The organism is Bacteroides salyersiae WAL 10018 = DSM 18765 = JCM 12988, assembly GCF_000381365.1.
GTDB lineage: Bacteria > Bacteroidota > Bacteroidia > Bacteroidales > Bacteroidaceae > Bacteroides > Bacteroides salyersiae.
On sequence record NZ_KB905466.1, the window covers coordinates 1621671 to 1635080 of the forward strand.

Sequence of the window (13410 nt, forward strand, 5' to 3'; positions counted from 1 at the left end):
ACACACCTTCCTGGTATTTACTTCAATTCCCCCTTAGAAAATCCATAAAACTTATCTTACAAACTTTGTATCATAAGATCGCCCTTCCGTATCCGAGACCTGTAAACCATACATACCTTTCTCCAATGAACTTATATCAATGATATTATTGTCAACCTTGCCTTCTCTTACTATCATTGAATGATTCAAGTCTAACACTCTATAATCTATTAACGCCCTGTCATCCAAGCTTCTTTTACGGCCTTTCTCTAATTTCAAGGACAAAAGGCCACCATTTACTTGTGAATTTAGAGTGTATGTTGCCGGCACTAATGGAGCAACAATTAATTGTTCACTAACAGTTTCTCCATATTTATTCATGGCACGCAATTTAAAAGTAGTACTATACTCCTTATCCACCGAAGCTATAAAATAGCCATCTCGCACATCCTCAACATAATAAGTAAAAGGAACAGGAGATCCTTCTTCTAATTGTTCAACCAAAATTTTTTCTGTTCCTTCCACATTCTTAAATCCTATTTTCACATCCACATAGTAATCGTCCGCAACAGTCCTCGTCTGTGGCATTACTTTAGAAAAAGCCATCTCCGGTTTTTGAGGGAGGTAATCTAAAAGAAAATAGCGAGCCAATCTATTTACTTCTACAGGATAACTTGTATAATTAACCCGACAACGTAAATATCCATCACTGGAACGTGCATATTGATCTGCCTTATTCACATCAATAGAAGATGGCATAAATGAAACCTCACTTTCATTCCACGAAGAAGTAGATGGTATAATTTCCCAAGTACCGTCTTTACGTAAAACACTGACCACCCATCCATACAGTATGTCACCATCATCATCTAACGCATAAGAACTATGTTGCCATATATACTTATCCACATCATCTTTATCAACAACTTCCTCATTTCTTAAAGCGACATTATAATTCAAACTTTTTTGAGGATTAGAGAAAGTACACACTTCATCATACCTTTTAGCCTTATCTGTAGAAGTAGAAGTTACAGTAGGCTCTCCACCACCGCCACCACCAACAGCTGTATAGTGGACCCAATCAATTGCCTTTAAGAAGCCTTTAAACCATCCACCGATATTGCGTATAGAAGTACCACGAGGTAAATCGGGTTGCATCAGCCTCGTTTCATTATCCGTCTCATCCGGTTTAAAAAAACATAAAGAACGTCCATACTCAAATATAGTAGGAGAATATAAACCATATGGCCCAAAACCGCCAACCGACAAGGTTGCTTTATTTGATGTAGCATAACTATATGCCTTAAAAGGATCAAGCACTTGGTTTCCTAAAACAACCAAATCAAAAGGAAATAAAGAATTTCTATCAAATTCAATTACCTTTGTTGCATTATCTCCCCGAGCACTAAAATAAAATCCCATTATTTTGCAAAGTTCACGCAATGCTACCGTTACAAAATCATACTTGTCTTCTTGGACATCATTTAGTGAAAACGAATATATATCATCACTATTAAAAATTATCTCGCCATCAGGTTTATCAAAAAAGCTCATCCCAACTTTAGCATTTCCAAGCCCTAAATCTTTAAATTTCCACTTTATCGTAGATCGCCAAGCTCTGGAAAGATCGTCACGCGGATCCATTTTGCAAGAATCCGTATGAAGAGTTGTTTTAGCAATTACATTACTTCCCCTCAACTTTCCGAACTTAACTTTCACCTTAATGGGTAAAGCGGTAGGCAACTGTTCTTCAAAAATACGGCAGGCATGTTCAAAAGCATTCTTCCTATCTAAATTTTGTTCCCACTCATTACCCTCATATATTACTTGAATAATTGTTCCGCCAACAACTTCTCGTACTATTGGTTTGAGAATACTCTCCTTACGAAAGAAGTCTCTCCCCAGACTAATCACCTCAGTTCCGTCCTCTTGAGCATAAGCGAATCCCACACACCCCAAAAACAAGAATAATAGTAATAATTTTCTCATGATTTATCCTTTCTTTTATAATGGTTAGTACAGCTCTATTCTTTCATCATCTTAAAGATCGCTTCTCCTTGAGAAGATTTATTTCTATATAAAACAAAATATACACCTTGTATAAGGTTCGAAACATCAATCTCACTCATCGGAACTCCCACATATTTCACAAGCCGTCCTCTGGAATCGTATATAGATAAAGGAAAAATATCACTCATACCATCTTGCACAAACAAAATATTTTCTACCGGATTCGGATAGAATGGCGCATTCTCCATTTTAACAGAGGGAGGGATAGATGTAGCCACTTTCGCAGTGTATAAAGTGTCTTCACACTCAACTGTTCCACTAAAATTATAGGAAAAAAAGCGAAAACAACGATCCCCATCATAAAAAGGCAAAAGACCAATTCCTTTGTCCGCATCAACGTCAGCCGTAAAGAACGAAGACACTGCATGGCCTGTAAAAGACACATCTTGCTCCAAACAATAAATATTTTCCATTCTATCAGAAGTAATCTGTATCGTCATGTATGCGTCATCATATATATTCCATTGGGCATCGTAGTTACTCCAGGTTACATCCAACACTCTAACCTTCGGTAAAGAGGGAAGTAAATTTATATAAAAGTCTCTATCAAGTTGTATTTTTCGTCCTTGATACTCTCCCGAAAAGGTTACTTTCCCTTTAAAATAAACTGAGCTATCATTTTCTATCGTGTATCTTCGATACTTGGGATCAGAATATCCATATCCTGCCAATGAATTTATCACAATCCCATAATCCAATGAAGCTGCATCTTTCACTTTCACGTAATTTCCCTGCTCTACTTCGACCCCAAAACCCCATTCGCAAACATTCGGAATTATGATCTTCCCCCAATTATCTACAACATGAAAAGCACAACTATCATCCAGTAATAAAGCTCCGTACTCATCTAAAGAGATATCACTCGATTTTATTACAGTTCCAGAAAGAGTATAATTATTTTGCGTATAGACACTCAAAGAACAAGTAACAATCAATATAAAAACCAAACATTTCATCACTGACACATTTTTCGGGTTACTGTTTTGCCATTCGTATATGTAAGTGTTACGATGTATATTCCTTTTGACAAACAACTAACAGATTCATAATTATCTGTTCGAAGAACTATTCTCCCCTGTATATCCCTTACTTCTATTTGTGCAATTTCTGAGTTTATAACCTCTTCTTGTATTAAAGTAGAATGATTTAAGAGTTCCATCTGATTTGGAATTTCTACAGTATAATATACTTTTCCCTCATTATTACTTAATTCCATATCAACCCAAGACATTCCTATCATAAAAATACGTTTAAACCTGAGATGAGCAATATAAGGTTCATAATAAAAGTGCGTATTGACTATATCTCCAAATTCTTCAGACTGTTCTACATAAAGATAATCAGCCCCATCATATATCACAGTGATATCAAGATTATAATATCTTGTTCCAGAAATTGGAGTTATAGAATCCACTTTCACAGAGATAAAGGTTGGTTTAGTACTAAGATACACATGAAATACTTTAGACACCTCCTTACCACCAACAATAGCATTCAAGCTTATTTTACCCTTAATATCACCGTTTACATTTTTCCTATATTTAGCTAATTCATCCACTTTATCTATTGCAAACTCAGAAGATTCTCCCTTTTTTATGAGAACATAATCCATCTCGTTATTCAACAATTCATATTTCCACGAATACTTTATTATATTTCCGGAAGGAATCTCCGCACGAAAACTATAACCTCGCGTCGCAGAAGCCATCCCCGTATTATCAATACCATCTGCTACAATTTTCAACCCTTTTTCCGGTTCTTTCCAACCAATTGTCTCAAGAACTTCCTGTGTTTTTCTATCTACTTGCTGATTCTTGTCTCCAATTCTCATATTGTATGACATCAAATCCCCTGTTGTATCAAAATAACTTAGATAATTATAGCCCTGAAATTCCGGTGAAGCATATAATTTAAGATTCTCATTATTAGTAGTTTTATAATAAACATTGTTTCCTGTTACAAATGAAACAAGTTCCTGACTCGTACGTCCATTATTAGGCATTTCATTTAAACACACGTTATTGGAATTTATAACAAAATCATCAAAAGGAGAAAAGCATCTTCTTACAAAAAAAGTAATACCTTTCGTAGAATTATCAATGACAGATGATCCAAATCCTAATGACATCGCAATAGCACGTAACATTGCCGTTGTAAGATTCTTCTTATTTATTGTTTCTCCACTAAAGCTATAATCCCAATCCACATCGTCATTTATTTTAATTATAGCATCCTCTACATTTCTTTTATCATCTGACAAAAAGTTCATAAAATAGCTCTGAGAATACATTTTAGTAGTACCTAACAAAGACGTATATCGTACCTGAGCCTCAAAATCCTCTGCTCCCACCCCCATTTTCTCTTTCTCAAATTTTAGAACAACTTTCTTAGGGATATACAACTTTTCTTCCCACAATTGTGCAGCAACTTTTATACAGCATTGCATTTCTTCGCTCATTCCCGCTTCACATTGTACTTCAATAATCCCTCCAAAATCACTATTAGAACGTTCTGTTCGTAACAAGCAAGGCTTTATGGTTTGCAAAGCTGTTGGAGCAGTATCAAGACGCCCTTTAAAAACCAAAATCGTATCTTGTTGAGCTATCAACAAACCGATGCTCTGTGCCATCAATAGAACGATTAATATCGGCAAATGCTTCTTCATCATCATATTATTATTAAAAGGTAGTACACTAAAATTAAAAAGAACTATTTCAATTCAAACCATCCATAGATATATCCACCTTATGAATTTGAAAGTTCCAATAAATAAACTCCGGGAGTATAAGCATCAATAGGAATACAATATTTCCCAGGAATATCGATCAAAAGGGAATGAGAAAGAAGTATTTGATTCTTGCCGACAATGGTCACTGTAATATCACTACCCACTTCCATAAATTCTAATATGAGAATGTCTTTTTCAAGAGAAGCAATGACAGGTATATAAGGAATAGAACGATGGTCACCTTCATCTCCAAAATCATCGCCTTTCCAATGACCATCTAAATTGATTTTCCCAAACGATGTAATAACAGGATTATTCCTTTGTGCAAAAGCCGTACAGTTAAGACAAATCAATAATAATAGAATAGCACGTGTTTTCATTTCTTCAGTGTTTTTTAATTATGCTACAAAGCTAAGTAATTAATCTGTACCTATCGCAAACACAGAGGTAGACAGGTTATAATACTATAAATCAAAACATTGTGTCCAATAAATACATATTTAGTGGACAATTTCAATTTAGCTTTCTTGCATTTTTTGAAGAAATTCATTTAAAGATTCCTCTTTCTTTAGCCTCAAGCGCTCTTTCAGCCGGGATTTTGCTTTGAAAATAGTACGAATATCCTTACTATCAAAAACGACCATCAACTCTTTAGAGGTAAATCCTAATAATATAAACGCCAAAAGTTCAATATCATGTTTTGTCAATTGATTATGTTCTTCTTTCAATTTAACGAGAAGATCTGCATGTAAGCAATTTGCCAAATTAAATATTTTATCCCATTCTTTAGAAGTCAGTTTTTCGGCTATGACGGTTCCATTCTTCAATATCTTCATAAGTTCGCTCACATCTACTTTACTACGAAGTTCTACATTTTCCTGAGCAAGTCGGTTTATTTGATAGGTCAGGTCTCTGACTTTGGAATCCGTCTCCTTTGTTTTTTATCGTCCTGTTGTTTATACCTGTTTATTTCATTCAAAAACACAGCAATCTGCCTGTTGTTTTTCTCCAATGATTTTTCGATCTGTTTTATTTGTAATTTCGCTCGCCAATACCTATTATAAAAATAATACGTTACACCCAAAAATAAAATGGATACCACTATAGATCCCAATTGCAATATCCTGTTTTCCAATTTAATCTGTAGCTTTTCTTTTTCTAATCTCTCTCTCTGATATCCTGTTTGAAGACGCATCAGGTCTTCCCTTTTTTTCTCATTTTCAGCAATATATAATAGTGAATCGGACTTTTCTTTCAAAGTTAAAGCTTGTTCATAGTCATGTCTGGTTTTGGCTAACCCGGCCAAACAGGCATAAGCGTCAGAACGGGTAAACAAACTGCGGCTATCCAGACAGCATTTTAAATATTCTTCCGCCAACTCTTTCTGCCCCATCAGTTGATATAAACGCCCCAAAGACATATAGTGCATTGTAAGTCTATCTTCGCGAGGTTCTTCATCAATTATTTTTAGAAAAATTTCTTCGGCTTTAAGATATTCTTTTTGAAAGCTATACATCATTCCCAACATTTTAGAAGCCCCTATTCTCAACAAGACGGGATTATCCGAAAGTAGTTGCAAACTCTTTGTCGCGCACTGATAGACACTATCCATCTCCTGTTTTAGAAAAAAAGAACTTCCCATCGTCTGATAGGTATAAGCAACCCCCAATGTATCTTTTGCCCGATAATAGTAAACAATAGCCAGCCTGCAGGTATTGATAGCCTCATCATAAAGCGATTGTTCACGATTTAAAATCGATATATCTGTAAGCAGTAATCCCATGATTTTGTATTCCTCCGTTTTTTCCAAAATGTGCCGGGCATCCAAAAAAGTTTTCATTGCCCGTGACGTTTCCCGCTTTCCTTGAAGCACCCGCCCGTAATAATACAACGCTTTGCCGTACTTTCGTTTATTACCGTTTTTCTTGAAATAATCAACAGCAAAAGTGATGGAAGAATCGACAGACATATCCATATAATTTTTATCACGTGCCTGTGTCAACAACAACACATAATCTGCCCGTTTTTTGTCAGACAAATCATCAGGATCGGATATTCCACTCAACAAATGCCAAGCACTGTCCGGATACATTTCCATACACGATTCTGCCCGTTGAAGAGTCGTCACAATCTCATCCGGCCTGGAGACACACGACCAGAAAGCTACAATAAAAAGAGATAAAAGGGTAATGGTGCTTCCGTTCTGTTTCATTTGTGCATTGCATTAATTATTCCAACACTACAAAAATATAAAAAACGGAACAAACCTCCTCCTTTATCTCCAATTTATCTCAATATATGTATGACAATGATTATAGATTATAAAAGAACAAACAGCATTTTTTCACCAGACAAAAGAAAGTTTATATTCAAAGAAAAGGAGGTTTCCCCTTGATGCCTTGTAGAAACCTGTTAGTGTAGTCCGATACCCGGCACTTAAGGCGAAACGACATAGGAATAGTCCCGAATCATGCCTTTAACCGGATTACAAATCGGCTTCCTTTCCCCAGCTCACTCTGTACAGTCAGAGTTCCGCCATGCGCTTCTACAAAATCTTTAGAAATAGACAGTCCTAATCCACTCCCTTGTACCTTTGTTCCGGGCACACGGAAATAACGGTCGAAAATACTTTGATGATAACGCGGATCGATACCTTTACCAAAATCCTGTACATAAAGTTCCACATAATTTCCATCCTGTTGTGCACCGATAACGACACGGCCATTTTCTTTAGAATAACGGATGGCATTGCTCAGCAAATTGGTAAGCACCCAAGCTATCTTCTCACTATCTACGAACAGTTTACTAATTTTCTCTTCCGGATATTCCACCTCAATCTGTATATTAAATTTATCAGCTTGCACCTGATTTGCCTTGATTGCATATTCTATCAGTTCAATAGGCTTAGTGATTTTAGGCATCATTTGCAATTTTCCGGCTTCCACTTGCGTCATATTCAGCAACTCTCCGGTGATTTCAAGCAGACGCTGGCTATTTTCCTTAATGCTTTTAGATAATTGCCCCTGTTCTTCATTCAAAACTCCCACACGTTTGTCCTCCAACAACTGAAGACTCATCATGATAGCGGAAATAGGAGTTTTCAATTCATGGGAGATCGTAGAAATAAAGGTGGTTTTAGCAGAATCCAATTCTTTGAATTCCGTAATATTCTTCAAAAGAATGACATCCCCCAACCTATGAGGTTCACCTTGCCCAACACCGGTATTATTAATAGGAATATAGGAAGCCTTGAAATAACTTTCTTTATTGTCGGCATATATCTTTAATGGTTCTTCCTTATTTCCGGGAGTTACCAGTTCACGAATCAAACGGCGGAGCAGGTCATTCTTCAATGATAATTCCTCTGCCGACTTACGAATGACATTTTCCCTTTTCAAGTTAAGAACATTCAATGCTTCATTATTAATGAAAAGAATCTCGCGTTCGGTATTCAAACCGATGATCGGTTCATTGATACTATTTACAATAGCTTCCAAGAACTTTTTGGCTGCAAGAATATCGGCCAAAGTGCTGGCCCGGTATTCAGTCAAACGTTCCGCCATGCGATTGAAACTGTCGGCTACTTCACGAAATTCTTCATTTCCTTTCATCTCGAGCCGTTTCTCATAATTATGGTTGGCTATCTCAAGAATTCCCTGTTTAAGTTCTTTTATAGGCCGACTGATGGAGCGAGGAAGCCAAAACAACAAAAAAAGTCCCGTCAGGATGCAAATTCCTCCCGTGACAGAAACCCACAGCAAAGCGCGTTCCAGCCCGGGCATAGCTGCCGGACTATCGGGCTCGGTAGCTGTCAATATCTGCAAATTAACAACAGAAAGCGTCACCAGCAGGATAATCATGCCTGCCAACATTCCAATACCCAAAAGTAATTTCGTTTTTATATTCATAATAAATAATTTAGTAATGTGTCAAATATGCCAATGTGCCAATTAAAGAAATCGGGTACATCTGCACATTATCTATTCCACTGCAAGTATAATCAAATCTACGTTCGCTTGTGCTAAATCAGCTAAAAACTTTTTATAACCGAATACGGTAGAAAAGACTTTCGGTATACGGAGATTCGGGCTCCCCATACAAATTGTGGTAATCTGCTTTTCACGGCAAACATCGACAATACTTTTCAATATGTCTTTCGATTGTACCTGCACAACCTCGCCTCCCAATTCCGCCACCAATTTAAAATGATTCAACAGATATCGTTGGCTTGCTAAATCAATTCGATCCATACTCTCACGCGGAGTCTGCACATAAAGTGCAATGAAAGAGGTATTATAACGGGTAGCGAGCCGCGCCACCTTACGAATGATCCGTCTCGGACTTTTTTCATGGCTACTGATGCAAGCCATAAAACGTTCATGCCGTATCCCGACGCTGGCTACCACCTCATTTTCCACTTTCTTCTCGACACGCAATGCTACCTCTTTTAATGCCAACTCCCGAAGCTGAAGAATGTTCTCGGTTTTAAAGAAATTATTCAAGGCCATCTCTATTTTTTCCGGACGATAGATTTTTCCGGCCTTCAAACGGGTTATCAGCTCTTCGGCAGTAAGGTCGATGTTCACCACTTCATCCGCTTCTTGCAACACACTATCGGGCACCCGTTCTTTCACCTCAATGCCACAAATATCCTGTACTTCTTCATTTACACTTTCAATATGCTGAATGTTAATAGCAGAAATCACATTTATGCCTTCGTCAAGCAGAGTCATTACATCCTGCCAACGTTTTTCATTTAAACTCCCTTCCACATTAGTGTGGGCAAGTTCATCCACAACAACAATCTCCGGGTGGATACGAATGATGGTTTCCAAATCCATCTCTTCCAGTTCTTTACCCTTATAAAAGATTTTCCTCCGGGAAATCACCGGTAGACCTTCCAACATTGCCTCCGTACCGGCACGCCCATGTGTCTCCACATAACCAATCCGCACATCCACACCATTATCAAGCAGTTCACGCGCTTCTTGCAACATTCGATAAGTTTTACCTACCCCGGCAATCATTCCGATGTAAATTTTGAACTTCCCCCGGCGCGACTTCTTTATCAGGTCCAGAAAATGTTGTACACTTTCTTCTCTCTCCATCCTATATCTATTTAAGAATGACATAGCCCGTAACAATAATCACTATTGCTACGAGCCCTACAACTAATTCATGAGATTCTCAAAAAAAATGTTGAAATCACAATCAAGGTCTCAACGTTATCCCAAATACCAAATGGGCATCCTCCATGCGGGGATTCCAGATGGCCTGCGCAAAAACAGGTAATGAGAATTTATCCGTAAGCCGAATGGCCGTAGTTCCTTTCAATGCTACATTAGTTACAGCAAAACCATTACAATTATATTGTCGAGCCGCCTTGTAAGGAACAATACCACAAGTTACATTCAAATCTACTGATTTTAAAGAAAACGGATAATTGAATTCGACATAAGAGGAGTAATTCTGCTTTTCCTCACCTTTGTCGTTCAGTTTCTTGTCCATACCAGCAAACATGGTATACCATGCAATAGATAAAGGAAACTTTTCGACCGGTAACGTGTAAGCTAACCCAGCCTCAAAATGGTGAGCCGTTTCATGACTTTTAAAGTTAAAATACTTTCCACGTCCTTGACCTGCCCACCAAAGATCGGCAACCGAGAGAGTAAGACCACTTTCACCAAATGTATAAGCAGCTGTCAGATCAATCTCTTTATTTGCCATCCCTTCGGTGGATGCATACCCGTCAAAATCAGTAGATCCCCAAGCTGTCAGCGAAAATCCCCCAACACTGAATGCCAAGGTCGGTTGAAAACTCGCTCCTGTCTGATACATACCACGCCAAACATAAGAACTGACAAGATCTCCCTGAACTGTAAATTCCTGTGCATTCGCATTTGTTATCCCCATGAAACCAGATACTGTAACAGTTAATAAACTAACAACTAATTCTTTACTAAAAATCTTCATACCTTAAACTATTTTTTTGCTTCTTCCAAAGCTACATTCAACTTTAATACATTTACTTTCTCTGTCCCAAAAAGCCCCAACAAAGGTTTTTCCACGGATTTATCTACAATCGCCCTTACCGCTTCTTCGCTTAAGCCACGTGCCTGGGCCACTCTTTTTACTTGTACGTAGGCACAAGCCGGAGTAATATTGGGGTCCAAACCCGAACCACTGGCCGTCACCATCTCAGCAGGCACCTCACTACGCTTCAAATAGGGATGATGAATCAGGAAAGAATCGATACGTGCCTCTACTTCGGCCAAATACTCAGGATTAGTAGGCCCCTTGTTGCTACCACCGGAACTGGCAGCGTCATAACCATCGCCGGCACACGAAGGACGGCTCCAAAAATAAATATCTTTTGTAAAAGCCTGCCCTACATTAGCAGCTCCGACAACTTCACCATTTAATGTTACAACTTCCGCATTACCGTTGTTAGGGCCGGCAAATTGTGCAAACAGCCACAAGATAAAAATGTAAAACACAGAAAAAAATATACAGAAGGCAAGAGTTATTTTTAATGATTTCAATAAAGTTTTCATTACTACACGATTTAGAAGAATATACTAACCACCATATCTATTAATTTAATACCCACAAAAGGTACGATCACGCCACCCAAACCATATATAAGCAGGTTACGGCGAAGTAACGCACTGGCGCCTATCGGTTTGTATTGTACTCCTTTCAAAGCCAACGGAATCAAAATCGGAATAATAATCGCATTAAATATGACAGCCGAAAGAATGGCGCTTTCAGGACTGTGCAATCCCATAATATTCAATGCAGCCAATTCAGGGATGGCCACCATAAACAATGCAGGAACAATTGCAAAGTATTTGGCAACGTCATTGGCAATGGAGAAAGTAGTCAGCGTACCCCGAGTCATCAACAACTGTTTTCCGATTTCCACGATTTCGATCAATTTAGTAGGATCATTATCAAGGTCAACCATATTTCCAGCCTCTTTTGCTGCCTGTGTACCGCTATTCATTGCCACTCCCACATTGGCTTGTGCCAAAGCAGGAGCATCGTTCGTTCCGTCTCCCATCATCGCTACCAATTTACCGGATTGCTGCTCTTTTTTAATATATTCCATCTTGTCTTCCGGTTTGGCTTCTGCTATAAAATCATCTACTCCGGCTTTCTCTGCAATGTATTTAGCAGTCAAAGGGTTGTCACCTGTCACCATTACAGTCTTCACTCCCATTTTACGCAGACGTTCAAAACGTTCCTGAATACCCGGTTTAATAATATCCTGCAATTCGATGACACCATTCACTTTCTGGTCTACACAAACCACTAACGGCGTACCACCATTACCGGAAATAGATGCAATTACCTCTTCCACTTCTTTCGGAAATTTATTTCCGGCTTTCTCTACCATCTGACGAATCGCATCAAAAGCCCCCTTACGGATCTGAGTCCCATCGGCCAGATTAACACCCGAACATTTGGTCTCGGCTGTAAATTTAATCATATGAGCACCCGTCGTATTCAGATTTCTCATTCGGAGTCCGGATTCGCGCCCCAACTCTACGATGGATTTTCCCTCCGGAGTCTCATCGGATAAGGATGCCAATAAACAAACTTCAATAAAGCTACGCTCATTGATACCGGGAGCTGCGTGAAATCTGGTCGCTTTCCGGTTACCTATGGTAATTGTCCCGGTTTTGTCGAGCAGCAAGGTATCGATATCCCCTGCCGTCTCAACAGCTTTACCCGACTTCGTAATCACATTTGCCCGCAAAGCACGATCCATCCCGGCAATACCGATAGCGGACAATAAACCGCCAATAGTAGTGGGAATCAAACAAACGAACAAAGAAATAATTGCGGCAATGGAAATCGTTGTGCCCGGATGGTCGACATTCGTATAATCGGCAAAAGGGATCAAGGTTATACAGACAATTACGAAAACCAATGTAAAACCTGCCAATAAAATAGTCAATGCAATTTCATTCGGCGTTTTCTGACGGGTAGCACCTTCTACCAATGCAATCATTTTATCTAAAAAGCTCTCTCCGGGTTGTTGTGTAACCAACACTTTAATGTTATCAGAAAGCACTTTCGTACCACCGGTTACAGAACTTTTATCACCTCCGGCCTCTCTGATTACCGGTGCCGATTCTCCAGTGATCGCACTCTCATCGATAGAAGCCAACCCATCGATTATTTCACCATCGGCAGGAATCGTATCCCCTGCCTCGCAAATGAAAATATCACCTTTCTTCAATTTCGAACTGCTTACTGTCTGTACTTTATCTCCTACGAGTACCTTTGCGGGAGTCTCTTCACGGGTCTTACGCAAACTATCGGCTTGCGCCTTTCCTCTTGCTTCGGCAATAGCCTCGGCAAAATTGGCAAACAATAAGGTAATGAACAGTATCACAAACACGACAAAATTGTATCCGAAAGTACCGTATTCCGTTGTTCCCAATGAAAGGATCGTGACAGCGAGCATAATGGCAGTCACTATCTCCACGGTAAACATAATCGGATTCTTTATCATCATCCGTGGGTTCAATTTCACGAACGACTGCTTCAAGCTTTCCATAACTTGCTCCTTTTGAAATAAAGAAGCGGATTTATTATTTTTCATACTTTTCTTTCTCCTTTTT

Annotated in this window: 11 protein-coding genes; all 11 read right to left on the reverse strand. The window is 38.7% G+C overall.

Translation table 11 applies throughout. The features are described 5' to 3' along the window. Positions 1-51: 51 nt before the first annotated feature. Positions 52-1968: a hypothetical protein gene (locus tag HMPREF1532_RS06200; protein WP_005926394.1), complete on the reverse strand. Its 1917-nt coding sequence runs from the start codon at positions 1966-1968 to the stop codon at positions 52-54. 35 nt (positions 1969-2003) lie between these two features. After that, entirely contained in the window at positions 2004-3005 is a 1002-nt protein-coding gene (locus HMPREF1532_RS06205) for a T9SS type A sorting domain-containing protein (RefSeq protein ID WP_005926397.1), read from the reverse strand. Then, positions 3005-4720, reverse strand: coding sequence for a T9SS type A sorting domain-containing protein (locus HMPREF1532_RS06210; protein WP_227096851.1), 1716 nt, complete (start codon positions 4718-4720; stop codon positions 3005-3007). The genes HMPREF1532_RS06205 and HMPREF1532_RS06210 overlap by 1 nt, the downstream gene beginning before the upstream one ends. A gap of 74 nt (positions 4721-4794) precedes the next feature. Then, a complete protein-coding gene (locus HMPREF1532_RS06215) occupies positions 4795-5157 on the reverse strand; it encodes a DUF3244 domain-containing protein (RefSeq protein ID WP_005926403.1) in 363 nt (120 codons plus the stop codon). 138 nt (positions 5158-5295) lie between these two features. Next, positions 5296-5613: a hypothetical protein gene (locus tag HMPREF1532_RS21735; protein ID WP_005926406.1), complete on the reverse strand. Its 318-nt coding sequence runs from the start codon at positions 5611-5613 to the stop codon at positions 5296-5298. Between the two features lie 68 nt (positions 5614-5681). Beyond that, entirely contained in the window at positions 5682-6989 is a 1308-nt protein-coding gene (locus HMPREF1532_RS06220; protein WP_005926409.1) for a tetratricopeptide repeat protein, read from the reverse strand. Positions 6990-7245: 256 nt separating this feature from the next. Then, the gene (locus HMPREF1532_RS06225) at positions 7246-8685 is read right to left on the reverse strand and encodes a HAMP domain-containing sensor histidine kinase (protein ID WP_005926412.1); all 1440 of its coding nucleotides are present in this window, start codon (positions 8683-8685) and stop codon (positions 7246-7248) included. Positions 8686-8757: 72 nt separating this feature from the next. Further along, entirely contained in the window at positions 8758-9885 is a 1128-nt protein-coding gene (locus HMPREF1532_RS06230) for a hypothetical protein (RefSeq protein WP_005926415.1), read from the reverse strand. 103 nt (positions 9886-9988) lie between these two features. Beyond that, positions 9989-10690 (reverse strand): hypothetical protein, encoded by a 702-nt coding sequence (locus tag HMPREF1532_RS06235; protein WP_373133219.1) that lies wholly within the window; start codon positions 10688-10690, stop codon positions 9989-9991. Positions 10691-10758: 68 nt separating this feature from the next. Beyond that, entirely contained in the window at positions 10759-11331 is a 573-nt protein-coding gene (locus tag HMPREF1532_RS06240; RefSeq protein ID WP_005926421.1) for a K(+)-transporting ATPase subunit C, read from the reverse strand. A gap of 11 nt (positions 11332-11342) precedes the next feature. Continuing rightward, positions 11343-13391: a potassium-transporting ATPase subunit KdpB gene (gene kdpB, locus HMPREF1532_RS06245; RefSeq protein ID WP_005926424.1), complete on the reverse strand. Its 2049-nt coding sequence runs from the start codon at positions 13389-13391 to the stop codon at positions 11343-11345. Positions 13392-13410: the final 19 nt, after the last annotated feature.